The sequence below is a fragment of the Peribacillus simplex genome, from assembly GCF_900156045.1.
Lineage (GTDB): Bacteria > Bacillota > Bacilli > Bacillales > DSM-1321 > Peribacillus > Peribacillus simplex_D.
The window spans coordinates 1-25,708 of record NZ_FTMX01000007.1 but is presented as its reverse complement, the minus strand read 5'-3'; the positions used below and the strand labels follow the sequence as shown (position 1 = coordinate 25,708).

Sequence of the window (25,708 nt, the reverse complement as noted above, 5' to 3'; positions counted from 1 at the left end):
CGTCATGGGCTATAAATTATACCCACCATAAATCAGTTGGGCTTTCGTTGATGAGTACAGTTTTCAGATTGGTAACAGCCCGTTGGAATCCTTCTTCAACTGACATCAGCGGATCTTCATGTTCGATGCTGACAACGTAATCGTAACCGTATGTGCGAAGGGCGCTCATGATGTCGGACCATTCTTGCAGGCTGTGGCCGCATCCTACAGAGCGAAAGTTCCAGGCACGGCTCTGGATATTTCCATAGGGCTGCATGTCGGTTAATCCATACATATTGATGTTATCCTGATCCAAGTATGTGTCTTTTGCGTGGAAGTGGTAGATTGCTCCCGCTTTCCCTAGGATTTTGATGGCCCCGACTGGTTCGATGCCCTGCCACCAAAGATGGCTTGGATCAAGGTTGGCGCCAATTGCATCAGATGTAGCTTCCCGCAGTTTTAACAAGGTGTAGGGTGTGTGGACGAGAAAGCCCCCATGCAGTTCAAGTCCGATTTTTATATTGTGCTCATCGGCAATGGCGGCTGCTTTTTTCCAATAGGGGATCAATTTTTCTTCCCATTGCCATTTCAGCACATCTGTATACTCATTCGGCCATGGGGCGACAGGCCAGTTTGGATATTTAGCTCCTTCGTGATCACCGGCTGTACCAGAAAAGGTATTGACTACCGGGACGTTCAATAAGGATGCAAGCTTGATTGTTTTAATCAATGTTTCATCACTTTCTTTAGCGAATGCTTCATCTGGAGAGATTGGATTGCCGTGGCAGCTGAATGCACTGATCGTTAATCCTCTTGTTTGAACGGCTTCGAGGTATTTTTGACGTTTTTCTTCACTTTCCAGCAGTTCATCGAGCGGACAGTGGATATTGCCTGGATACCCGCCTGTACCGATTTCAACTGTTTTTAATCCGGAATCTGCGACATAATCAAGCATATCCTCGAATGATTTTTGAGCAAATAGCACTGTAAAAACCCCTAATTTCACAAGCCCCACCTCACCTTTTCATTAATTTATGCTCATGACCTTCCCACTTGCCGAGCTTTGATAAATGGCTTCGATTATTTTCGAAACTTTCATGGCCTCCGATGGTTTTACCAATGGTTCTGCCAACCCCAGACAGCTATTAATAAAGTTCTCTGCCTGCTGCAGGTCTGGTGTATCCTCCCCTGGCATCCATACTGCCTCACTATTTAAGAGCATGCCGTGCTTAGCCTGATTTAAGACCAGCGGGAACACATCAAGTCCGCCCTGTGTTCCGGATAAACTTAAAACAGTTGCTTCTTCACGTATATTCGCGGCCCAGGATGTTTCGAATAATAGAGATGCTCCGTTGGCAAATTTGATATATGCAGTGGCATGGTCATCCACTTCAAATACAGAGGCATCGAAATTTCCCCATAAATTGACTTGATCGACACCCTTACTGACATAATTATATGTCGAACCTACGATTTCAATCGGTTCTGGGTCATCCATCAGCCATAAAGCCAAATCAAGCAAATGGCAGCCGTAATCGATCACACTTCCCCCGCCTTGCAATTCCTTGCTTGTAAACACTCCCCAGCCAGGGACTTTTCGTCGTCTGATTGCCTGTACACGCGCTACATAGGGTTCACCGATTTCACCTGCCTGAATCATTTTCTTTGCAGCCTGGGCTTCCTTCATGAAGCGGTAATGATAAGCAGTCGATAAAACTTTACCCGAAATATTTGCAGCCTCGGTTATTGCTAAACATTCTTCAGTTGTAATGGCCATTGGCTTTTCGCATAGCACATGTACACCCGCTTGCAGAGCAGCAATGGAAATCTCCGCATGGAACTTATTTGGCGTTGCAATCGTAACAGCATCCACTTCGGCAAACATTTCTTCATAATTGGTGAAAACCTTCTCGATATGAAATTCACGCGCCACTTCTCTCGCCTTCATTTCATCTATATCCTGAATGGCGTATAAAACCACTTTATCTTGAAATTTTTGAAAAGCTGGGATATGCCTTTTTTGGGCAATGCCGCCAGCACCGATAATACCCATTTTTAATTTGTACATGATGACTTTTAACCCCTTTATAAGCGGATGATTTTTCGGGATGCATTTGATTCCATCGCGCCAAGAATGACTTTTAATGATTTTAATCCTTCAACTCCTGAGACAAGTGGCTCCTCATTGTCCACCACACATTTTACAAAGTGGCTGATCACTTCGGAATCATGCTGTCCTTCTGAGTCATTAGTCTGGATGCTTCCTAATTGGATGGTTTCTGTCTTTCCATTATCATGATGGATGATCAGTGAGTATTTCGGATCGTCTTCAAGGCGCAAAACCGCTTTTTCCGCATAAATGACCGTAGCATTGTCTTCTTTTGCATAAGACCAGCTGGCGGTAAGCGTTCCGATGATACCGCTCTCCGTTCGGAGGATACAGGCCGCACTGTCATCAACGTCTGTATTTTTCTTGGCAGTCGTTTCCACAAAGGCTCCCACTTCAACAAATTCTTCTCCAAGGATATACCTTAATAAATCAGCTTTATGAACACCTAAATCGCCCATTGCACCAATGACTGCCTGATCCTTTTTAAAAAACCAGCTTTCCAGTCCGTCCACGCTCCAGGTTTCCGGCCCGGAATGTCCAAAAGCCGTCCGGAAGCTATAGACCTTCCCTACCTCCCCGCTCTCAATAAGCTGCTTCGCTTTTTGATGTGAGGGAACAAAACGCTGATTATGACCAATCATTAGTATTTTGCCGCTTTTCGCTGCTGCTGCATTCATTTTTTCAGCGTCTACTAAAGAAGTAGCCATTGGTTTCTCACAAAGGACGTGCTTACCAGCTTCCAAGGCCGCAACTGTGATGCGTGCATGCAGGTAATTCGGGGTACATACACTGATCGCTTCAATCTCCTCATTCTTCAAAAGTTCTATATAATCAGTATATGCTTGCGCGCCATACCTTTGTGCTGCTGCATTCGCCCGGTCCGGTACTATATCACAAACGGCAATGATCTCCGTTTCCTGATGTGCATCATACTCCGGAAAATGCCTGTTTTTTGCAATACTCCCGCATCCAATGACTCCTACCTTCACTTTACCCATTTTGTTCTCTCCTTCACTTCAGCTCTTTGCCTGAGATGGATTCCAACGGTTCGGCTTTCCCATAGTTCGTTACGATTCCAAATTCCGGCTTGACCCAATTAACGGCATTCTTGATCACTCGTTGAATCTCTGGATTATGGTAGGTAGGATATGTTTCATGACCTGGACGGAAATAGAAAATCCTCCCTTTTCCCCTCTGATACGTGCAACCGCTTCTGAATATCTCCCCGCCTTCAAACCAACTGACGAATATCAATTGATCTGGTGCAGGAATATCAAAATGTTCCCCGTACATCTCTTCCTTCTCAAGCTCTATATATTCGCCGATGCCATCAACGATAGGATGACTTGGATCAACTACCCAGAGCCGTTCCCTTTCATCCGCCACCCGCCATTTCAAATCGCAAGTCGTGCCCATTAATCGTTTGAAGATCTTTGAAAAATGACCGGAATGGAGGACGATGAGACCCATTCCCTCGAGCACTCGATTGTGAACCCTTGCAATGATTTCATCCTGAACTTCATCATGTGCAACATGCCCCCACCAAAGAAGTACATCGGTTTGTTTCAGTGCTTCTTCGGTTAATCCATGCTCTTCTTCATCGAGAGTGGCGGTTCTCACCTCGACCTGCCCACTTTGTAAAAAGCCGGCAATTGCACCATGGATACCATCCGGATATACTTTTGCTACTTCAGGCTTTGTTTTCTCGTGGCGATACTCATTCCATACCAGGACTCTCATGAACAACCTCCTCCATTCAAGATTCATTTCACGGCAACTTGCTTTGCATGTATAACTATTACCTCTTTATTCATAACGCAAACGTTTGCGTTAGAGAAGATCAATTTATAAGAACATACTTTATGCCTTCAAAGTATGAATTTTCAAAAATAATAGTGGTAATCTATATTGTAAATTTATGTTAGCAAAAATCAAGCTTTAATTGGTAAAACATTTCTACATTTTTCTTTTAATTTCCTTTTCGGCAACAAAATGCGACTCCCGCTTTATGATTTTGGTAGGAATGCTGATACTCTTTTCCATCATTTCCGGATTTGCAATTAGATCGAACACGCATTTTGCCGCCTCATACCCTAACTGATACGTATGGATATCAACCGTTGTCAGCGGTGTACTTAAAAATTCTATGAATTCTGAGTGGTTAAAACAGACGACGCTTATTTGCTGTGGCACTTTCAAGTTCTTCTCAGCCAACACTCCAAGCAAGAGAACACCCAATAATAGATCCATTACCAAAAAAGCGGTTGGTGCCTCTTTCAATTCCAGCAATTCGTCAATCGCCTTTATTCCATCCGTTCGATTTAAAGGAATCAATTTGATATATTCCTGTCGTACATCCACCCCTGCCTGTTCCATCGCTTGTTGAAAGCCTGTCAAGCGGTCCTGGATCACCTCAAACTCGGGACTGCCCCCTAAAAAGGCAATTCGCTCATGTCCAAGACTGATTACAAACTCCGATACTTCCCTGGCCGCTTGAACATTATCGTTATCAATGAATGTAATACCGCTCATGTTCGTACTTGGCTTCCCGATCAAAACGAACGGGAAGCCCTGCTTTAATAAATACGGCACCACTTTATCGTCCTTTTTAGAGTACAAAACAATCATGCCATCCACTCTTCTGCCCTGAACCATCTTCACAACATCCTCAAAGATGGCATCCTCCGTCTCGCCCGTTGTCAGAGAAAGACTGTACCCTTCTTTATTACAGAAATCCCCGATGCCTCGGATCACTTCTGGGAAAAAGGGATTGTAAAGTGATTCCCTTGCCGAGCTTTTCATGACGATCCCAATGGCCTTCGTTGACTTCGTGACTAAGTTCCGGGCATTTTCATTCATATGATAGCCCATTTCCTTTAATACCTTGCGTACTTTACGCTTTGTCTTTTCACTTATAGTCGGGCTGTTATGGATTACACGCGATACCGTTGATGGAGCGACATTCGCTTTTTTGGCAACGTCTTTTATAGTAACAGACAAATTCATCAACACTCCCCGTTCACCGCACATGGTTTAATATTCCCTATATTTAAATAGTTATTTAACGGCTCCATCTGCAATTCCTTTGATAATTTGCCTCTGAGCAAAAAAGTACGCAATGATGACTGGAATGATGGATAAAGTAAGTCCAGCCAAGGCAAGATGCCATTGCTTCGTATATTGACCGAAAAAGAAGAATAATTTAAGCGGAATGGTCTCCGATCCCGCTCCGCCAATAACAAGGGATGGCAGTAAATAGTCATTCCATATCCAAATGACATTTAAGATACCAACTGTAATCGACATCGGTTTTAATAATGGAAATATGATATACCAAAATACCTGAAACCGGTTAGCACCATCAATCTTTGCTGCCTCATCAAGTGAGATGGGGATCCCTTTTAAGGTACCATGATATAAGAATATGGAGAGACTGCATCCAAAACCTAAATACATGAAAATCAGTCCGGCCTTGTTCAACATCCCAAGCTGTCCGAATTGGGCAACGAGCGGTATCATCACAGACTGAAACGGAATTAGCATGGCTGCCACAAACACGAAGAAAAGCAGGGAACTAATTTTACTTTTGTTTCGGGAAAGAGCGTATGCTGCCATCGCAGAAAAAATGATGATGATGACTACACTGACGCCCGATATCAATAAAGAATTGAATAAAGTCCGGAGGAAATCCAATTGCTCGAAAGCTTGAGTGAAGTTTTCGAATGTCCAGGTTTCAGGCAGTCCCAGTGTATCGGCAAATATATCACGTTTCATTTTAAAGGCATTTACAAGCATTAAATAAAACGGAGTGAGCCATAATATGGCCAAAATGAATCCGATGAATCCAATCAGCCACAATTTCCATTTTCCCCTCATTACAGCTCAACCTCCCGTTTTTTATTGAAATAGACTTGTGTAAGCGAAACGACCGCCACGATCACGAAAAAGATAACGGCCTTGGCCTGTGCATATGCCATATCGTTTTCGGTGAAGGCCGATTTTACAATGTTCATCGCAACCATTTCAGTTGAATTATAGGGAGCTCCATTCGTCAAAGAAAGATTTTGATCATAGATCTTGAACGAGTGGGAAAGCGTCAAAAACAAACTGACGGTAAAAGCAGGTGCCACAAGTGGAAAAGTTATATGGCGAAAACGCTGGAAGCTGTTAGCTCCATCAATTTTTGCAGCTTCGATCAAGTCTTCAGGAACAGCCTGCAAATAGGCAATATAAATGATCATGATATATCCGGCCATTTGCCATGATGTTAAAATGATCAATCCCCAAAAACCTGTATCAGTCGTTGATAACCATCCATTAAATGCTTCGATCCCAGTCAAATCACCAATCGCACCGAAGACCTTAATAAAAATGAACTGCCAAATAAAGCCGAGAATCAAACCGCCAATTAAATTGGGCATAAAGAAAACCGTCCGCAGTATATTGCTTGATTTAATTTTCGAAGTCACGATGAGAGCCAAACTTAATCCGATTATATTGATTACCACAATTGCCGCTACGGAAAATTTAATGGTGAACCAAAATGTATCAAGGAACCCTTTATCCGTAAACAAGTCCATATAATTCTTAAGACCGATGAAATCCGGCGTCCCTAAACCGTTCCAATTCGTAAAGGAATAATAAAATCCGTAGATGAGTGGCACGATCACAACCAAAATGAGTGCAGCAAGAACAGGTGTCAAAAACAGCCAATATGCAGCATCCCGATTTCTCAACGAAACCGACCTCCTTGAAATGATTTAATAGTTAATGGTTTTAGATCATGACTGGGTTATTTGATGAATCCCTTGTCGAGGCAATTTCCCTAAGCGACTTTTCTATAACAAGGAACAACCAATCGGCACAGTTTTCATGCCGATCGGTCACTTGCATTTCCCAATACTTATTTGCTATGAATCTTCTCCCAATTTTCAATGTTCTGTTGGACAAGTTCATCCCAAGTCAATTTACCGGTTACGTACTTTTGGACACTTGCCCCAAGATCATCATTCCAACCAACCGGATATCCATTAAACACCCAACCAATCGTGTTTCCTTCTTGGGAGTATTTATAAATTTCTTTTGAAATTGGATCGGCAATTTTCTCGACATCATATCCTTCATATGCAGGAATGAATTTAAAGTCTTCCAAAACGGCTTTTTTCCCTTCCTCGGATGTATACATCCAGTCGAGGAACTTCTTCGCTGCTTCCTGTACCTTTTCATCCGATTTCTTGTTCACTGCCCAATAGTTCGGTACGCCGACCGGCATGCCTGCAGAGTCTCCATTTGGAATCGGGATGATGCCAATTCCCTTTTCAGCTAACTCAGGGTCCATATCATACACTGTGTTATACACCCAGTTGCCTTGCTGAATGATCGCAACCTTTTCAAGTGAGAACAGCTCTTCCACTTGTTGGGAGTAATCGAGGCTTGCTGTCGGCTGGACGGAATATTCATTTTGGATATCGACCAGTTGTTTAAACTTGTCACCATCGGTGAATTTAACCGTTGGAGCCTTGCTTGCCTCTAATACATTTCCATCAAACTCCGGTGCTAAGAAAACATTGGATAAATGATTTCCAGTCACCCACTTCTCTTTGACCGGATAAGCGAAAACTGCATCGATTTTCAATTTGTCCTTTTGTGAGTCCATTTTCTTGACTGCCGCCTCTAAGGCTTCATAACTTGTAATTTCATCAGGATTAATTCCGGCTTCTTTAAATATCCGTTTGTTATAAATCAAGCCGTATCCTTCCTGGTTAAATGGAAGTCCAAGGACTTGCCCGTCCTCTTCCACACCATCCAAAGTGCCATCAAGTGCTGCAGCTGCAGCCTTCGTATCCTTTAAATCTGTTAATCTGTCTTTATATTGTTCGACATCCACCGGTCCGCCAATGTTAAAGACCGCCGGCTCCTCACCTGAAGCGAACTTTGCGGTAATGGCTGATTTATAATCATTTCCGCCGCCAACTGTCGATACCTTGATCTTTACATCTGGATTCTCTTTTTCATATTGTTTTGCCAATGCCTCGAATTGCGACTTGAATTCTACCTTGAATTGAAATATATCCAGCGTCACGACATCCTTTGAGTCGCTGTTTCCACCAGTTGAAGAGGAGCATCCAGCCAAAATCACACTAAAAATTAATAAAACAGTAAGAATTCCCCCGTACCATTTTTTACGCTTCATGCCTACCGACTCTCCCTTTTTCATAAGATTCATGCAATTTTAAGAAAACGTTTGCATAAAATAGTAAAATAAAAGCCTTTCATTCTATAAAAATCAAAGTCTATCGTACTTCTTTTACATCACCTCCTCACAAAAATTTTTGCAAACGTTTACATTTATGCGCTTTATATTACCACCAAATTCCATACTTTACAATAAAATTGTAGTATATTGTAAAAAAAGGATTTCAAGAACTCTCTTAACCTAATTATATGATTCAGAAACCTATGATTATTCCTTTATCCGATTATTTATTGTACGGGCCATTTCATTCGTCGCATTACCCGAAAAAAAGGGAAACCCGTCGGCTCCCCTCTTTTCACTTCAATATCATCTTCACATTGGATGAACCGTATTCATCCTTCAATTCATAATATTTATCGCTTGCTTGTCCAAATTCTTTAAACACACCGCTAATGATCAATTCATTCGTTTCCTTATCAACGACACTGTACTTGATATTGCTTTTCCCGGACTTTCTGTCATCCACTTTTAAAAGGATCATCTTGGACACCTCCACATTTAATGGCTGCACTCCTCAAGGTGTGTGTTTTCTTACTTACATAATATAACAAAAAATTAGGAATTTACAGAATTTTTGCAGTGCAAAATAAAAAAGCCTATTAGGCCTTTTCATTCGCATATACCATATCCGCCTCCACAAATCGCATCAGGACTTCGAGATATCCAGGAATCCTTCACCAAATACGTCCCTAACATCATGTATGGCTATAAAAGCATTGCTATCCGTCGACTTCACTATTCTCTTTAACTTCAGTACCTCTTGCTTACTTATAACGATATATAAAATATCCTTGGATGCTTTTGTATAGTATCCATGACCGCTAAAAACAGTGACCCCCCGGTCCATCAATTCGGTTACTTGTTTTGCAATTTGGTCCGCTTCATTTGAAATGATGGTAATCGCTTTTTTCGGGTTCAATCCCTCAATGATGAATTCCATCGTTTTTGTTCCAATATAAAGCATAAGGATAGTGAGCATCAGGCCTTCTGCACCAATGATGAAATAAGATGAGAACGCAACGATTAAATCGAAGAACAGAAGTCCATAGCTTAAGCTCCATCCTAAATACTTATTCGTAATTCGGGCCAGGATCGTCGTACCGGCAGTAGTGCCTCCAACACGAATGATCATGCCAATTCCCGCACCGGCAAAAACCCCGCCAAATATCGCATTGATGACCAATTCGTCTGAAGATATCGTCCAACTTTCGGTTAAATGCAGGAAAAGTGAATTAAATGCAACGGCTATGATTGTATATACCGTTGTCATTTTCGACAAATATTTATAACCGACGATGAGCAGGAAAGCGTTAATGATCAAACTTAACAGCCCTGGTGACCATTCAAAAAGATAAAATAAAATGATGGTTATCCCCGTGACTCCCCCCTCACCAAGTTCATTGGGAATGACGAAAAGATTTATTGCCAAAGCGAAAATAAAAGCTCCTATTAATATAAAGAAAACATCTAAAGAAATCTTTTTCATATTTATTACCCTTCCTTTATGTAATGGTTAATGTGAATTCGGTAATTTCACTGCTCTATAGTAACATGGAATTCCATTTAATCCTTCAAAGATTTGAAGGTTTAACAAAAAGACTACCTTGGAAGTTAGATTATCTTCAATGAACGTGCTTAATACATACAAAGGCATTAATTTTCACTAAGCTCTTTTATACATTAGCTTAACAAAGCCGCTGTCCAATCATACATCATTAGCCTCCTTCTCCTTAAACTTATTCTAGTTAGTTTCATGTTCCTCGACTTGGTACAAATAACCAATGAGCTTTTGATAAGTGTCTTTTTTCGACCTTTGATTTCTCCCAGATTAATGGATTATTAATTTATTATCAGTCCCTTTTCAAAGCTTGACAGTTTCATTGAGTCATGATTAGAATATTTTATATGTTAACCTATAGTTATTTTAGTTAACATATAAAAGGAGAATGGGCATGCACAGTGAAAAACAATTACCTTGTTGGGAAGAAAAAATAAAGAAAGAACTGGCTTATTTAGAAGAGATATCGCAAAAACGCGAACTCGTATCGACGGCATTCGCCGAGCAGCCATGGCTTATGATCAATGGGTGCAGGATGCTAAATCTAGCTTCTAATAACTATTTAGGATATGCAGGGGATGAGCGACTGAAAAAGGCTATGGTGGATGCAGTACATACATATGGTGCAGGAGCAACGGCTTCACGTTTAATTATTGGCAATCATCGCCTTTACGAGCATGCGGAACAAGCTCTTGTCGATTGGAAAAAAGCCGAGGCAGGACTCATTATCAACAGTGGATATAACGCGAACCTTGGAATCATCTCCACCCTGCTGTCCCGAAACGATATTATTTATAGCGATAAATTGAATCATGCAAGCATTGTCGATGGAGCCCTTTTAAGCCGTGCAAAGCATATACGCTATCGTCATAATGATCTAGATCATTTAGAGGCATTTTTGAAAAAAGCACCAATTGAAGCATGTAAATTAATCGTTACGGATACAGTCTTCAGCATGGACGGTGACTTTGCTTATCTTGAAGACCTCGTTCGGTTAAAGGATCGTTATAACGCATTATTAATGACAGATGAAGCACACGGAAGCGGCATCTACGGTAAAAACGGTGAAGGTTATGCCGGTCATCTTCAACTTCAAAATAAAATAGATATCCAAATGGGAACATTCAGTAAAGCGCTCGGTTCATTCGGGGCCTATGTCGTCGGGAAAAAATGGCTAATCGACTATTTAAAAAATCGCATGCGCGGATTCATTTATTCAACTGCACTTCCTCCGGCAATTCTCGGTGCCATAAAAACAGCGATTGAACTTGTACAGCAAGAACCAGAACGCCGCTCACTGCTCCAAACACATTCAGAACACTTTAGAGAAGAACTCGCGTATAACGGGTTTAATATTTGCGGAAGTCGATCACAAATTGTTCCTATCGTTATCGGGGAAAATGAAAAAGCGATGGAATTTGCCGCACGTTTGCAGAAGGAAGGAATTGCAGCCATTGCTGTCAGGCCGCCGACCGTTCCTGAAAATGAGGCGAGAATCCGGTTTACCGTAACAGCTCTCCACGATAAAAAAGATCTTGATTGGGCAGTTGAAAAGATTTCAATCATTGGAAAAGAAATGGGTGTTATTGAATGAAACAGCCGAATTTAGTCATGCTTCCTGGCTGGGGAATGGAAAAAGGTGCGTTTGAACCGTTAATCAAACCGCTGTCAGATGTATTTTACCTTTCATTTATAGAATGGAGAGATATGAGAGCACTAAATGACTTTGAAGAAAGAGTCATAGACACAATCGCTTCCATCGATGGTCCTGTTTATATACTGAGTTGGTCATTAGGATCACTGGTATCACTTGAACTTGCAAGTTCGTATCGAGAAAAAATAAAAGGTTTTATCTTTTTTGGTGCAACAAGTCGGTTTATAACAGGAGAAAATTATTCATTTGGCTGGGATCCACGAATGGTCGGGCGCATGAAGAAACAACTACAGCGCAATAAAGAGAAGACTTTGGCTTCTTTCTATGAAGCGATGTTTTGCGAAGCTGAAAAAGATGAAGGTTTATATCATCAATTCATCAAGACCATTCAAAGCGAGTTTCATGGAGATGATGTGTTTTCGCTTCTTATTGGCTTGGATTATTTACTTCAGAAAGATGCTAGAGCAAGACTCGACCGGATTGAAGCCCCCATTATATTGCTTCATGGGAGGGAAGACAACATTTGTCCACTCGAAGCCTCATCTTTCATTAAAGAAAACCTGGGTGGGAAAGCCGAGTTTCATATTATCGAGGATGCTGGCCATACTCCGTTTTTCACAAAACCACAGGAATGTATGCAGCATATAAAAACATTTATTCAAAAGGAGTACATTCATGATTGATAAACGATTGTTAAGTAAGCGGTTCAGTGAACATGCGAAAACATATGATGCGTATGCCAATGTTCAAAAAAACATGGCAAAACAATTAATGGATTTGCTTCCTAAAATAAACACCAACCATGTAATCAATATTCTTGAAATTGGCTGCGGCACTGGTTACTTAACCAGGTTACTCGTCAAAACATTCCCTAATGCCGCTATTACGGCTGTTGATTTGGCACCAGGAATGGTCGAAGTGGCGAAAGGAATGACAGATGAAGAACGTGTTACATTTTTATGTACTGATATCGAAGAAATGGCGCTTAAAGAAAATTACGACTTGATTATTTCCAATGCAACGTTTCAATGGCTGAATGATCTTCCTGCAACCCTTGAAAAACTTTTTACACGATTGACGGCTAAAGGAAGCCTCATATTTTCAACGTTCGGAATAGATACATTTCAAGAACTTCATATGTCATATGAACAGGCGAAGGACAAGCTTCAGCTTGCCATTGATAGTTCACCAGGTCAAATGTTTTATTCTCTAGAAGAATTATCCCAAGTTTGTGAAGATGCAATCCCTTTTTCATCATCAGTTCCAATCGAGATTACAAAAATGGAAAAGTTTGAACTGGAGCACTTTCAGACAGTACGTGAATTTTTCACTTCAATTAAAAAGATTGGTGCGGCTAACAGCAACAAAGAAGACTACTGCCAACGCCCTTCCTTTTTTCGAGAGTTAATCAACATATACGACAGAGAATATCGAAATGAACCAGGTGTGAAAGCAACCTATCACTGTTTGTTCTTTAAAATTAAAAAACAGGATCAATCCGAAGATAACCCTGGGATACAAGCAAAATATTATACATGATTGCAGGCCCGAATGACCAGGTTATTTCTGCCGCCGCCTCCCCTAATTCCTTTGGAAAGGCGGCGACCATTTTATAGCTTATTGTAATGATCAACTCATGGGAGTTTGTTTTATGACTTCATCCAAAAACCTTGCCATCTGTAATATTGACCACTCGATCACATAAATCCAACATTCTTTCATCGTGTGTTACCATGATGGCCGCTTTATTTCTTGACTTCACCTCATGTGCAAGCATTTCAACAACATCCCTGCCTCTTTTGGAATCAAGACTTGCGGTTGGTTCATCCGCTAAAATGATTTCTGGGTCATTCATCAGCGAACGGGCGATGGCTACACGCTGCCGCTCACCGCCCGACAGTGCTTCCGGCAAGTGATCTGCCCTATGTCCAAGTCCAAGGTGGCTAAGCAATTCGTCCGCCTTTTTCATGGTTTTTTTATCCCTCTTGCCAATCAATTCAGAAAGTAGCAGAAGCTGATCCCGTACGCTAAGATATGGCACAAGATTCGATGACTGGAAGACAAACCCGATCTTTTCAAGGCGCACTCTAGTCAATTCCTTTGGGGATAGTGTTGTAATATCCTCATCATTCAGCATTAAGCGACCTTTGCTCGGAGATAGTAATGCACCTGCTATTGAAAGAAAAGTACTTTTTCCTGAGCCTGAAGGACCCACGATGGCAACGAATTCCCCCGCCCTCACATTCAGGGAAATATTATCAAGGGCTGTCACCTTATTATCGCCTTCCCCATAAATCTTACTGACGTTTTCAAATATTAGTTTTTTCCCCATCATGATACCCTCCCTATCGCTTCGATCGCATCTATCTTCGCTACTCGGTATAGTGATAGCAGCGAACCCAATAGGGATACAACCAAAAGTAACACGGAATATTTAACGACCAAATCGGTACTCAATTCAAATGGCATTCCTTCTGGCATGATTAACGTGACGCCATATGTCAGGGCAACACTGATGGCTATGCATGTCACGGCAAGCAGCATTACTTGACCAACGATACTTTTTGCCAGGTAGCCAGTATTGGCCCCGATTGCTTTAAGGACTCCAAATTGATTCGTCTTCTGCAAGGTAATCACATAAAAGAATACAGCCAAAACGAAAGCTGCGATGACAAACAAAAAGGCAATCATCATCGTCAACGTTCCCTGTTCCTCTTTGTAGCCTGGTATACTCTGAAGTGATTCTTCTTTTGAAATGATCGTTAGTCCTTCAGGCAATGATTCACGTACATTTTCTTCTGCCTTCGAATCCATTTGCACGGCTATTGTGCTGATTGAATCTTTCTCTTGATTTTTCAATGCAGGATTAATCTCCTGCCACCCCTTAACATTCATGTAAACTACCGGTGAGTGGCTGTAAGACTGCTTTTCAGTAAATCCAACAATGGTGAAAACCTTACCTGATAGCTCATCTTTAAGTGAATCACCCAATTTATACCCCACTTCTTTTAAAGAGCGATCTGCCACGACTTCACCTTGTTTCTCATTGTCATAGCTCGTTCCTTCAATGACCTTCGGTGCTAAAATACCACTGGCATCGGTCGCAAAAATGGTGACATCCGTTTTCTCCGATGAGCCGATTTTATTCAATGTGATCATCATTTGTCCCAGACCTTCGGCTGCTTTAACATCCGCCGAAGCCCGGATTTCATCCAGCTTCTCCATGGATATGATCGATCGGTTCAATTTATTTTTGGAGTCATGCTCCATTACGAAATAGTCGGCCTTCATGTTTTGTATGGATGAAGCATTATCCGAAGAAAGTCCATTAGCTAATCCTGAAATGATAAAGACAAGCAAAGCGACCAATACCATGATCAGCCCAATCAGCAGATAACGTAACTTTGAATGCTTTAGTTCACGTATTGCCAAAAACATTATTTCATCTCCCATTCCTTTTGTTTACCTATCAAGTCCAACTTGATTCGGTATGAACCGATTGTAAACAATCAATATGAATGGAAGATGAACAACTGATTACATAAGGGGCAACCGTATATAAAAAGTGGTCCCTTTACCGAGTTCGCTTTGAACTTCGATCGTTCCCCCATGAAGTTCGACCGTCTTCTTCGTAATCGAAAGTCCTAATCCGCTGCCTGTTTCACTCCTGTTCCTCACTTTATCGACTTTATAAAACCGATCAAAGATATAAGCGAGGTCTTCTTCCGGAATTCCCATACCCGTATCCGCAATCATCACTTCAACATTACTGCCTATTTTTTTTATCCGAATATTGATTGAACTGCCGCTTTCCGAGTATTTAATGCTATTGGTTATCAAATTCGTCCATACTTGATTTAAAAGTTTCTCATCTGCTGAAATGACGGTTGAAGGCAAATCCATTTCGATCACCATATCTTTTTCCCGCCAATTCCATTCCAGCATGAACAGCACTTGCCGTATTTGTTGCGCTAAATCGAAATTGGACCGTTGCAGCGGATCATCCACTTTATCCAACGAAGCAAGCATGAGCAGCTGTTTGCTTAACAAAGACATGCGCCTGCTTTCTTTTTCAATAATGGACAAGTACTGATTTCTTTGTTCTTTTGTTAATTCCTCCGATTGGAGCGTTTGGGAAAAACCTTGGATGGATGCAAGCGGAGATTGAATTTCATGAGATACATTCGAAACGAACTCCTGCCTCATATCATCCAACCGTTGGATACTATGGGTCATTTTCGAGAAATGCTGTGCCAAATCCCCTATCTCATCGCTCCGGGTGACATTCAATTCATTATTATAATCCCCATCAGCGATCCTCTTTGTAGCTTCCGTTAATTTCGTAATCGGCTTAACGATGAAACGCGTGTTAATGATCACAAATAAAAAGCTGAGAAGGAGCGTGAGTACAAGCAAAACTGCAAGGAAAAAGCGGAATTCACCAAACTGCAGCTCTATATTCGGCCTTACAAATAATGCATGCTTTTCGCCATTGACGTTCAACGGGACCCCAATGCTATTAATCAATACATCTTCAAAAAATCCGGTAATAAATAACCCATTATTATAATGGGCGATCCCTTGATAGGTCTTCCCGTTCAAAACTCCGGAAATCGTATCTGGGTCCAATGTCGTTTCCCGAAACGGCTCACCATATAAAGTTCCTTCACCCTGCTCATTAAATAGATACATTTGATAGTGCAATCCTGCAATATGATTTAAATACGCATCAATATTCTGATCAGGATTCTCCTCATATAAGGAGACGATCTCACTTGCGACTTTCTTTATCTTCTCACCATTGTTGGGTTTTTGAACCTGATGATAATAGACATTGGAAATTAAAAAAGCGATGACACTGGCAAGCACCATGATCAAAATGGTTTGAATAACTATCCTGAAATAGAGTGTTTTCACTTCTTGTTGACCTCCAGTTTATAACCTAAGCCACGGACAGTCGTTATAACAAAATCATCGGTCCGCCCGGCAAAACGTTCCCTTAACCGTTTAATATGGACATCAACCGTCCGATCATCCCCTTCAAAATCAGCACCCCATACCAATTCAATAAGCTGCTCACGCGTAAAGACTTGATCAGGAAAGCTCCCCAGCTGAGCCAGCAGCTCGAATTCCTTAAGCGGCAGAAGCAGCGTATTCCCCATTATTCGAACTTCATAACTTTTACGGTCAATGACCGTTTGATTCAATGAGATGGATTCAGAATTCACCATACGGTACCTTCGCAATAGCGCTTTTATCCGGAATAGAAGTTCCCGTGGCTCAAATGGCTTCACGAGGTAATCATCCGTACCCGCAAAATACCCCTTTTCCTTATCGATAAGTTGATCTTTAGCTGTCAATAAAATGACCGGCAGATCATATTGATCCCGGATTTCCTTACAAAGATCCAGTCCGTTTTTAAACGGCATCATAATATCGACAACCGCCAGATGGATCCGTTCCTTCTCCAGTATCAAGGAAGCCTCATTCCCGTCCTTCGCTTCCGATACCATGTACCCTTCCTTTTCCAAGTGAAATTTAAGCAACTCCCGAATATGCCGATCATCATCCGCAATTAATATATGTATCAAAGAAACCACATCTCCACTTCTTTTATAGCCCTAGCTAAACTTACAATAGCAATAATTAAACCTGTAAAACAACAAATACTAATTCAATCTCCAGTTCCTTATAAACTAGTTTGCCACTAATATACAGCACCCTCTTATTTTATATTAAAAGATAAAGTAAAAAAGCGAACAGAATCTCTAAAAACCCTGTCCCTATTTCTATAGTAAATCGTCATATTCACACTAGTTCAGCGAAATAGTTCCAAAAATCATCGTTTTAAATATGACTGTCCATAATGAAAATACCCAAAAGGCTGTTTAAAAATGTATTGATTTTTTCAAAAAAGGTTTAAAATATTCTGAATATAAACTATAATTGTTTTATTTCAAAACATCTAGGAGGGTCACTATGGGAGTAGTAGAGAAAATCAGCACATTTGCTGGTAAAACGTTTACCATTTGGGTCATCATATTTGCCATTATCGCTTATATCTTGCCTAATCATTTTATATGGATTGGAGCCTATATTGTTCCATTATTAGGAATTGTCATGTTTGGCATGGGACTTACACTATCAGCATCGGATTTTAAAGAAGTTTTCCGACGTCCAAAAGAAGTGGCACTAGGAGTAGCAGGACATTTTATCATTATGCCATTACTGGCATTTGTATTAGCAATAGGGTTCGATTTACCGAAAGAAGTGGCTGTTGGGGTTATTTTGGTTGGATGTTGCCCTAGTGGAACAGCATCAAATGTCATGGTGTTTCTTGCGAGGGGAAATGTTGCGCTTGCAGTGGCCATCGCTTCTGTTTCCACTATTCTAGCGCCTATCGTAACCCCCCTGCTTATTTTGCTCTTGGCAAGTAAATGGGTCGATATCAGTATTGGATCATTATTCATTTCCATCATTCAAGTGGTGATCATCCCATTGCTGCTTGGATTCATTGTTAAAAAGTTTTTCGGTAAACAAGCAGAAGCCGGGGCAAAGGCCCTGCCTCTAGTATCTGTCATTTCCATCGTTCTGATTGTATCTGCCGTAGTGGCTGGCAGCCAAGCTCAGCTGGCTAAAACAGGTTTGCTTATTTTTGCAGTCGTTGTTCTTCATAATGTTCTTGGTTTTCTTCTAGGCTTTTTCTTTGCTCGAATATGCGGGATGGATTTAGCTAAACAGAAAGCTGTTGCAATGGAGGTTGGTATGCAGAATTCAGGTTTAGGTGTAGCTATAGCAACAGCCCATTTCTCACCTTTGGCCGCTGTACCTAGTGCCATTTTCAGTGTTTGGCATAATATATCAGGTTCCGTTCTAGCCTTTATTTTCAGTCGCATGAAAGATAAAAAAAATGCAGGCACAAATAATTCGATAAAAACAGACGCATCATAATATTGTTGGATGAATAAAAAAAGCCGATTGAATAAATCGGCTTTTTTTATTGTGAATCAACCATCCTCATCTTTGAAATTCAAAGGAAAATATCAATGATTCTTAATATGTGATTTTCCCATCCCCAAATAAATGAACTGACTGCCCTTGTTGGGAGTATTTTTTTGAACTACCTGCTATACTACTAGATAAAAGTAAGTTATGGAATTTGCTAATGATTCGGGTTATAGTAATTGAATATCATTTTAAGGATGAGGAATAGAATGTCACCAAAAATAAAATCGTCAAGAAAAATTGCTAAATATTCACTAATGATCATGGGGGCGGGTTATATTGCAACCACTCCATTTCAAGGTACGTTGCCGCTGGATTTATTACATGGAGGGTTTGAGGCAGGATTAGTTGGTGGTCTAGCAGATTGGTTTGCAGTCACTGCATTATTCAGGCACCCGCTTGGATTACCGATCCCCCATACAGCACTTTTGCCCAACAATCGTAAAAGAATGACGAATGCACTTGTTTCGATGCTAAAAAATGACTGGCTATCAAAGGAAAGTATTCAAGACAAAGTAAAACATATTCCTTTTACAGAAAAATTGATCCCCATTTTAGTAAAAGAGATACAAAGTGATACTTTTAGAAAAGTCCTGATTAAACTGATCAAGCAAATGATTTGTTATATAGATATAGAAAAGATTACACCTTTCGTTGCAAAAAAAATTGAAGCATCACTTTCTAACATAGACATGGGCAAGATTCTTCATCTAGTAAGTTCAGAGTTACTTAATGAACAATTTGATAAGAAGGCCTTGGATCATGTTTTGAAAAAAGCGGAAGATTGGTTAAGGAAAAAACAAACCAGCCGCCGACTTGGCACTGTTTCCATGGATGTACTCAGCAAGATTGAATTGGAAGGCATGCTTCAGTTTGCCGTTAAATCCATTCAAAGTCTGCTTAACGAAGAGAAACTTGGGAATATCATACAAAACCTTTTATTAAGTGTCGTAAATAATTTACAAAACGAGAAAGAACCAAATAGAGAGGCTTTAATCCTATATATCCGAAATGAGATACAAGGCATTAACCATAACCAGGAACTGTTGGAAGGAGTTGAAAAATGGAAAAATCAACTTCTGACAAAATGGGAGCCTGAGGCGACAATAAAGGGAAGTCTACAACAAATTCAACAAGAGGCGTTGGATTTCGTAGAAGATGAACATTTCATGGATACTTACCTGACTCCAATAATTCAGAACGTACTGGACAACATAAAAGAAAATAGCACGCACATCGATCAATGGATACAGAAACAAATTACTGTTCTCATTGAAAAAAATCATACGCAGATCGGTAATCTTGTACAAGAAAATTTAGATAAGCTAGACAATGAAACACTGATTGATATGATGGAAAATGGTGTAGGGAAAGACTTACAATGGATTCGTGTGAACGGAGCGGTCTGTGGTTTTATAATAGGGCTTATCCTAACAGGTGCACAGGCTCTACTTAAGCTGTTATAATTCAGGCACCTTCGGCCGGTTTGGTAACTGCAGTATACTGTTATTACCAAATCTACTGGTGCTGATTCGTTACCATTATTATGTCGTTAATATGCAGGGCCCTCTTTTTTTAAGGCTGTTTTCGCATACTTTGTTACTATTTACCAAATAATCCGGTGTGGTTGATTTCCCCTCCAGATGCTCGCTTTCCACGGGGCGGGCGGTGAGCCTCCTCAGAGTGAACGCCTGTGGGGTCTCACCTGTCCCGCTGCTCCCGCAGGAGTCTCGCACTTCCGCTCCAATCAACCTTAAATCGTTTCGTTTTAAAAACAACAATCTTTACGAAAAGAGCCTTTTTTAAACATAAAGCTAGCCAAGGTTTTCAAGAAACACCTTGGCTAGCTTTTCCTTTTGTACAACATATTCATCAAAGCCCCACTTAAAGCAGGGCTTCAATTAACTAAGGCTTGAATTGCTGATCACTAAGCCAGCCATCAATATGATCTAAATTAAAAATCAGCAAATTATCGATGGGTCTGAGATGGGGTATCCTTTTATTTAATATTAGATCATTGATTTCCTCTTCGGTAATTGGATAATTTACCGACTCAAGGTAAATTATTAACCTTTTTATACCATAGGCTTTCCTCATTTAATCACCTCCCACCAAATTCTCCTTATACAACATAAAGAAAACTTAGTGCTAGATATTAAATGAAAGACCGCTCAATACTTTATACCCACTTATTGAACGAATAATCGCTTTATTGCTTCCTTAAAGAACTTGGTGGATATTCAAACATTCGTATATATGCAATAAATAAAGCGTCATCGGACGCTATTAGAATGGTTCAGCAATATTGAGTTTTTTTGATAAAATACCCTTGAATAATCGAACGTAAAAATGGGTTCTTAGTCTTAGCCTGTCGTTACGGATATTCAGGTGGTAATCCTTATGATTATATATGGCATATTTCATTTTTAGCTTCACCTCAAGAAATATAAAATCTAAGTTATCTTTTTACACGATTCTGATATACACCTTTTTCATTTTATCTTTGAAAATATAGTATGCTGATCCCTGCATCACATGACCTTGGATCATACCATTGTGTAATCTTACCCCATTCAAATACATTTTCAGACAATATTCCCTCAGGATACCCAATTTGCTCTGTCAGCCATTCGCCATGCTGAGATAGTTTTTCTTCATAGTCCCATTGGTTAATGGATGGATCACTAACTTTTAAACGTATCCCCTGTATTATGTTATCTTCGAAAGAGATTCTAACAGAAAACTTTTTGCTTCCCAATTGTATAGGCCTCAAGGAACCAACTGTTGCTTTATCAGGCTGCCTCTTCCTAACCTCAAAATTAGGATTTGTTGCTAATGACTTCTCAAAAAAATCTAATTTTGTATCTTTTTTTACCTCAATTCCATCTATTTTCAATATTCCAATATTCAAATTATTCATTAGTGAATCCCCATTTCAAAAATAAATCAGCATTTCCTATCGCTTCAATATGTACAGCTTTAGTTAATTTGAAATTGTTTTAATAACACTAGGAACCTCTTTTTTCTCTATATATTTTTTTTTTGATATATATATTATCTAATCTAAAGAAAACGGTTTTCGTTCTTCTATTATTTCAACTTCATCTAAATTAACATTTTTAGAATAAAGATATTTATCTGTACGTTCAAATCTATACTTTTCGGCGAGTTTTAAATGAGGAGTTGATAGAAGAATTTTTCCATTTCCGTCATTAGAAGCTCCAAACAACTCTCCTTTATATTTTGCAAAAGAATGAATTAAAAATACCTTTTCTACTTCATTTAAGGAAATAACTTTTGTATAAATATTATCTTTATAATGGATAAATCCATAATTCATGTCTTCCTTATTATTGCTTATTACTTCTATAAAGCCTTTGCTTTCAGATTCTATGAATCTATACTCTTTCCCATTATAGAACGTATACTCACCTTTTCTTATCATTTTTCCACTCACTCCATTATTTAATTTTCCATCACCCAAATTCAAACTGCTTCGCTTCCCGTTTAACATAGCATAAACTGGACTCTGGGCATAAAAAACCCCTATAAAAGTCTTTTATAGGGGTTTTTTTATATTTATATGGGTTATTTACGTCAATCTCCATACTCTTCTTTAATTGCTTTATCTGCACAAAAACTATGGAATTTCTCGATTAATTGATCAATATCTTCTTTTCTTGTAATTTTCTCAAGCCATTCTTTAGAGATGTCGTCCATTTTATAGTACATACCTGCCATCGTGCCTGTAATGGCACCTACTGTATCCGTATCATCCCCTAGATTCACTGCTTTTAAAACGGCTTCGCTAAATGAATCTGAATTTCCTAAGCACCAAATGGCTGCTTCTAACGTATGAACGACATAACCATCTGACAGAATTTCTTCTTGTGGTAATGAAAAGAAATCTTCCTCAAAAATTCTTGAATAGAATTGCAGCTCTTTTTGGTATATATGATCTTTACCAAAATTCTCATCAAAAAGTTTTTTTGTTTGTCTTATTGCATCTTCAGGAGAATTATTATAATAAAGTCTAAGTAAAAATTCGACATAAATAATGGAACCTACCACAGAACGCGGATGTGCATGGGTTACTTCCGTGTACTTTTTAATGGTTTGGATTTTTTCAATGAAATTAAAGTTATTAATAAGGATAAATGCCACTGGAGCAATCCTCATCAACGCCCCATTCCCATTATCAAACATTGCATTTCCGCCACATTCTTGCGCTGGCGTTCCATTTTTAAACTTGGTTATGGCTTCACTTGTCGTTCTGCCAATATCGAACATTTCATGATGTGGTGTCCAATAACCAGATTCCATATACTGAACGAATTTTTGCATCAGCTCCGCTAAATCGCTTTTTTCAATTAAGTTTTCAATTAAACATAAAGTTAACGAAGTATCATCCGACCAGGTACCTGGCGGCTGATTATAGTTTCCATATCCCGTTATATCATTAATAGTGAATGTCCCTCTTTTTTTAAATTCAACTGGAACACCAAGCATGTCTCCAATAATACTGCCATACAGACTTGGTAACATTCTTTTTTTTAGATTAAATCTCAAAAAACTTTTACTATCGTCTTCCCATCTGTCTACCATTCTTCTGCTTGTCATTCATTACACCTACTTTTTTTAAAAGTACTATTTTGTCACCTTCAGTAATCCTTGATTAATTTCAATGTGCTTCTATACTAACATCTATACTACAACCCCTATAATATTTTTCCATTTTATCACAAAGGAAAAATCATAAAGTATTTCAAATTACTTGCTTATATTTCTTATACAAAAATTTATACTGTCAATTTCATTAAAAAACCTTGAAAGGCATAAATAGCCAATCAAGGTCTAAGTAAGGCATAAAGATAGCTCTAGTTAATTTTGTAACAACTATTTTTATAATAATTCTTTATTTAATTTTTCAGCTTTATGTAACTCTCCTAATAGTGGGTTTTGATAGTCACTATAACTATCCATATAAGCCCTTATGCCACCAATTATATTTAACTCTCTTATATCTTTATTATTCTCCAATACTGTCAATGCATTCTTATATCTTTTATATATAAGTTGTAAAACGCCACTAGTAATTTCATTATAATAATCATTTTCAAGATTATTTATTACAACTTTTATTTGGTTGATTAACTGCTTTTTCTTATCCATTTTATCCCCCTATCTACTTGGAACCCCTCTAATTTCCTTTATCCATTCTGAAGACCACCCTTGGGGTAATAGTATTTGATCTCCATCACCTTCTAGTAATGCTCCTGATTTTGTATATTGCTTTTCAACTCTACCTATATTTAAAACTTGTCCCTTCGGTACTTCTATAACAGCTTCATATTGTCTAGAATTTTTCCAATCAGGTACTAATGCAGTATTTATTTTTGCATTTATTCTATTTCCAGCTGGGCTAGTAGTGACAAATGCTCCATTAACTTTTGCTCCACCACCATAAGTTCTATAAAATGTAATATTTTCTTCTGTAATTACAGTTCTATAAATACCATCAGTAAATGATTCACTTATCCAATCAGGTAAGTCTACTTTTTCAATTACTTTAACCTTTTCATCGATATTCGTTGAATATTTACCAAAGGTTTCAACTTTACCCGTACCCTTAGGAATACTCTCTCCTGAAACACCCTCTACTTTGCTATCCTTCACTGTGAATTTTTGATAGACTTCCTTAATTGTCTGCTTTTCCATCACAACTTGGGGTAGGCTTGGACCTCCTGCGAGGGAAACTTGTTCCATACTTATCCGTTTTGGGATTTCTTTCTTACCTATTTCATTACCTATATTGTTTAACGTGGTTTTTCCTGATCTCGCTATGTCTGTTATTATAGCTTGAGCCTTATGTACCTGCTTTTGCGCAAATTCTTTACTGTAAGGGATAAACTTTGTACCACTTGCTACTTTATCAACGATCTTAGCCGCACCTGCCACACCGCCGATTCCGAGTGCCATCAACAGGCCGTTCTGGCGCTGTTCCTCGGTCAGCTGGTTGCCGAACATGTCTTTGCCGGTGACGGCTTCGCCGAGGCCGTTGGCTGCGAGGAGGCCGTATATCCCGTATTCGGTTTTCTGGAGGAGGCTAAAGCCTTTTGTCGTTTTATAGGCATCGAGCGCGTGGTTCGCTGCATTGAGTCCTTTGGCGGTTTTATAGATGGCGCTGCCGCCTTTGATGGCACGGCCGGCCCAGCCGACGACGGGAATGAATCCAGCGGCGGCCATGGCGCCGGCGGCGATTCTTTCGGCATCGGACAGCTTGCGGCCGGTTACTGGATCGACTCCGGTTGAGGCCCTGATTGAATCATAATATCCCGTGAATTCGCCTGTAAAGGTTTTTGTCGTATCCCAGGCTTTTTCGTACCATGGGCGGTTTTCGAGTTCTTCCATTTCTTGTTCGATTTTCCGGGCTTCGGCCTGCTGCTTTTTGAAGGTCTGATAGTCTTTCATCTGACCGGCGACTTCATTCTTCACTTGATAGACATCACTTTTCTTGAAGGCCGATTGATTGAAGGTCATCGGCGAAACGTTGCCGTCCTGTTTGGTGGCATCGAGCAAGGCGCGGAAGAGGCCGACGGCCACGTTTTCCTGCCCGACGGATACATCATATTCCTCGACCAATTGCCGGTCGACATTCTCGACCTTTGTCACGGTGTCATCCAGCCTTTGTCCGGCCAGCGTGATTTTTTCATTAAAGTCTTTTTGGTCGAACATATCCAGAGGCAGGATATCGTCAATGCTGTCGAGGATCCTTTGAAGATCGTTCGCTTGTTCATCGACAAGCGACTTCGATTGGTTGATGCCGTTCGAGACTTCGCCATCTAAAAAGGGAACCTCGACCACCGTATTTCCGGAAAGGTCCGCCTCTTCCAGACTTGCCGGAATGCCTTCAAAAAAACTGATCTGGGTCGTAAAAAGTTCCATCCAGGCGTCCGCCACCTCGATTTGCGCTTCGTAGAAGCTTTTGATGGCGGCAGCACCGGCCCCTTGAAACTCGTTATCCAGGCCGACGATGCCCTGAAATTCTTTCTTCAGGGCTGTGACTTCCTTCTTTAGTTCTTCATATTGCTTGGCGCGCGACTTGGTTGCGGCCGTCAATGTCTTGGCTTCATATATTTTCATCGC

25 protein-coding genes are annotated in these 25,708 nt (G+C 40.1%); 5 read left to right on the top strand and 20 right to left on the bottom strand.

Annotated elements, in window-relative coordinates:
• Positions 1-16 precede the first annotated feature (16 nt).
• The 10 genes from BW986_RS21775 to BW986_RS21730 all read right to left on the bottom strand — a co-directional run bounded on the left by BW986_RS21775 (position 17) and on the right by BW986_RS21730 (position 9,831).
• On the bottom strand, positions 17-985 hold the full coding sequence (locus BW986_RS21775) for a sugar phosphate isomerase/epimerase family protein (protein ID WP_076370717.1): 969 nt from the start codon (positions 983-985) through the stop codon (positions 17-19).
• Positions 986-1,006: 21 nt separating this feature from the next.
• Positions 1,007-2,047: a Gfo/Idh/MocA family protein gene (locus BW986_RS21770; RefSeq protein ID WP_034305944.1), complete on the bottom strand. Its 1,041-nt coding sequence runs from the start codon at positions 2,045-2,047 to the stop codon at positions 1,007-1,009.
• A gap of 17 nt (positions 2,048-2,064) precedes the next feature.
• Positions 2,065-3,087 (bottom strand): Gfo/Idh/MocA family protein, encoded by a 1,023-nt coding sequence (locus BW986_RS21765; RefSeq protein ID WP_076370715.1) that lies wholly within the window; start codon positions 3,085-3,087, stop codon positions 2,065-2,067.
• 13 nt (positions 3,088-3,100) lie between these two features.
• Positions 3,101-3,829, bottom strand: a complete 729-nt coding sequence (locus tag BW986_RS21760) for a ThuA domain-containing protein (RefSeq protein ID WP_076370713.1) — start codon at positions 3,827-3,829, stop codon at positions 3,101-3,103.
• A 216-nt stretch (positions 3,830-4,045) separates the two neighbouring features.
• Positions 4,046-5,089, bottom strand: coding sequence for a LacI family DNA-binding transcriptional regulator (locus BW986_RS21755; RefSeq protein ID WP_076371187.1), 1,044 nt, complete (start codon positions 5,087-5,089; stop codon positions 4,046-4,048).
• A gap of 57 nt (positions 5,090-5,146) precedes the next feature.
• Positions 5,147-5,965 (bottom strand): carbohydrate ABC transporter permease, encoded by an 819-nt coding sequence (locus BW986_RS21750; RefSeq protein ID WP_076370711.1) that lies wholly within the window; start codon positions 5,963-5,965, stop codon positions 5,147-5,149.
• Positions 5,965-6,825, bottom strand: a complete 861-nt coding sequence (locus BW986_RS21745) for a carbohydrate ABC transporter permease (RefSeq protein ID WP_076370709.1) — start codon at positions 6,823-6,825, stop codon at positions 5,965-5,967. Before BW986_RS21745 ends, BW986_RS21750 begins: the two co-directional genes overlap by 1 nt.
• A 167-nt stretch (positions 6,826-6,992) precedes the next feature.
• Positions 6,993-8,282, bottom strand: a complete 1,290-nt coding sequence (locus tag BW986_RS21740) for an ABC transporter substrate-binding protein (protein WP_076370707.1) — start codon at positions 8,280-8,282, stop codon at positions 6,993-6,995.
• Positions 8,283-8,640: 358 nt separating this feature from the next.
• Entirely contained in the window at positions 8,641-8,826 is a 186-nt protein-coding gene (locus tag BW986_RS21735) for a hypothetical protein (protein WP_076370705.1), read from the bottom strand.
• Between the two features lie 165 nt (positions 8,827-8,991).
• Positions 8,992-9,831: a YitT family protein gene (locus BW986_RS21730; RefSeq protein WP_076370703.1), complete on the bottom strand. Its 840-nt coding sequence runs from the start codon at positions 9,829-9,831 to the stop codon at positions 8,992-8,994.
• A 466-nt stretch (positions 9,832-10,297) separates the two neighbouring features.
• Between BW986_RS21730 and bioF the strand changes: the two genes are divergently transcribed.
• The 3 genes from bioF to bioC are packed head-to-tail and all read left to right on the top strand — an operon-like array spanning position 10,298 to position 13,096.
• A complete protein-coding gene (gene bioF, locus BW986_RS21725) occupies positions 10,298-11,497 on the top strand; it encodes an 8-amino-7-oxononanoate synthase (RefSeq protein WP_076370701.1) in 1,200 nt (399 codons plus the stop codon).
• Complete coding sequence (locus BW986_RS21720) at positions 11,494-12,240, top strand: alpha/beta fold hydrolase (RefSeq protein ID WP_076370699.1); 747 nt, start codon at positions 11,494-11,496, stop codon at positions 12,238-12,240. Before bioF ends, BW986_RS21720 begins: the two co-directional genes overlap by 4 nt.
• Complete coding sequence (bioC, locus tag BW986_RS21715; protein WP_076370697.1) at positions 12,233-13,096, top strand: malonyl-ACP O-methyltransferase BioC; 864 nt, start codon at positions 12,233-12,235, stop codon at positions 13,094-13,096. Before BW986_RS21720 ends, bioC begins: the two co-directional genes overlap by 8 nt.
• Before the next feature lie 118 nt (positions 13,097-13,214).
• On the opposite strand, the gene BW986_RS21710 is transcribed toward bioC, so the two are convergent.
• The 4 genes from BW986_RS21710 to BW986_RS21695 form a co-directional block, all read right to left on the bottom strand.
• Entirely contained in the window at positions 13,215-13,892 is a 678-nt protein-coding gene (locus BW986_RS21710; RefSeq protein ID WP_076370696.1) for an ABC transporter ATP-binding protein, read from the bottom strand.
• Complete coding sequence (locus tag BW986_RS21705; RefSeq protein ID WP_076370695.1) at positions 13,889-14,995, bottom strand: ABC transporter permease; 1,107 nt, start codon at positions 14,993-14,995, stop codon at positions 13,889-13,891. The genes BW986_RS21710 and BW986_RS21705 overlap by 4 nt, the downstream gene beginning before the upstream one ends.
• A 99-nt stretch (positions 14,996-15,094) precedes the next feature.
• Positions 15,095-16,474, bottom strand: a complete 1,380-nt coding sequence (locus tag BW986_RS21700; RefSeq protein WP_076370694.1) for a sensor histidine kinase — start codon at positions 16,472-16,474, stop codon at positions 15,095-15,097.
• The gene (locus BW986_RS21695) at positions 16,471-17,148 is read right to left on the bottom strand and encodes a response regulator transcription factor (RefSeq protein ID WP_076370693.1); all 678 of its coding nucleotides are present in this window, start codon (positions 17,146-17,148) and stop codon (positions 16,471-16,473) included. Before BW986_RS21695 ends, BW986_RS21700 begins: the two co-directional genes overlap by 4 nt.
• A gap of 388 nt (positions 17,149-17,536) precedes the next feature.
• Here BW986_RS21695 and BW986_RS21690 point away from each other — a divergent pair, with 388 nt between their 5' ends.
• Together BW986_RS21690 and BW986_RS21685 are read left to right on the top strand one after the other, a co-directional pair.
• The gene (locus BW986_RS21690) at positions 17,537-18,508 is read left to right on the top strand and encodes a bile acid:sodium symporter family protein (RefSeq protein WP_076370691.1); all 972 of its coding nucleotides are present in this window, start codon (positions 17,537-17,539) and stop codon (positions 18,506-18,508) included.
• Between the two features lie 263 nt (positions 18,509-18,771).
• Positions 18,772-20,028 carry a DUF445 domain-containing protein gene (locus BW986_RS21685; RefSeq protein WP_260320927.1) on the top strand — a complete coding sequence of 419 codons (1,257 nt, stop codon included), beginning with the start codon at positions 18,772-18,774 and terminating at the stop codon, positions 20,026-20,028.
• A gap of 439 nt (positions 20,029-20,467) precedes the next feature.
• Here BW986_RS21685 and BW986_RS21675 read toward each other — a convergent pair whose 3' ends face one another.
• The 6 genes from BW986_RS21675 to BW986_RS21650 all read right to left on the bottom strand — a co-directional run.
• Entirely contained in the window at positions 20,468-20,659 is a 192-nt protein-coding gene (locus tag BW986_RS21675; RefSeq protein ID WP_076370687.1) for a hypothetical protein, read from the bottom strand.
• Between the two features lie 400 nt (positions 20,660-21,059).
• Positions 21,060-21,482 carry a hypothetical protein gene (locus BW986_RS21670; RefSeq protein WP_076370685.1) on the bottom strand — a complete coding sequence of 141 codons (423 nt, stop codon included), beginning with the start codon at positions 21,480-21,482 and terminating at the stop codon, positions 21,060-21,062.
• A gap of 138 nt (positions 21,483-21,620) precedes the next feature.
• Complete coding sequence (locus BW986_RS21665; RefSeq protein ID WP_142244713.1) at positions 21,621-22,052, bottom strand: hypothetical protein; 432 nt, start codon at positions 22,050-22,052, stop codon at positions 21,621-21,623.
• Positions 22,053-22,159: 107 nt separating this feature from the next.
• The gene (locus BW986_RS21660; protein WP_076370683.1) at positions 22,160-23,182 is read right to left on the bottom strand and encodes an ADP-ribosylglycohydrolase family protein; all 1,023 of its coding nucleotides are present in this window, start codon (positions 23,180-23,182) and stop codon (positions 22,160-22,162) included.
• A gap of 282 nt (positions 23,183-23,464) precedes the next feature.
• On the bottom strand, positions 23,465-23,734 hold the full coding sequence (locus BW986_RS21655; protein ID WP_076370681.1) for a hypothetical protein: 270 nt from the start codon (positions 23,732-23,734) through the stop codon (positions 23,465-23,467).
• Positions 23,735-23,743: 9 nt separating this feature from the next.
• Positions 23,744-25,708: ribonuclease YeeF family protein (locus tag BW986_RS21650; RefSeq protein ID WP_076370679.1), on the bottom strand; the 1,965-nt coding region annotated here is incomplete at its 5' end.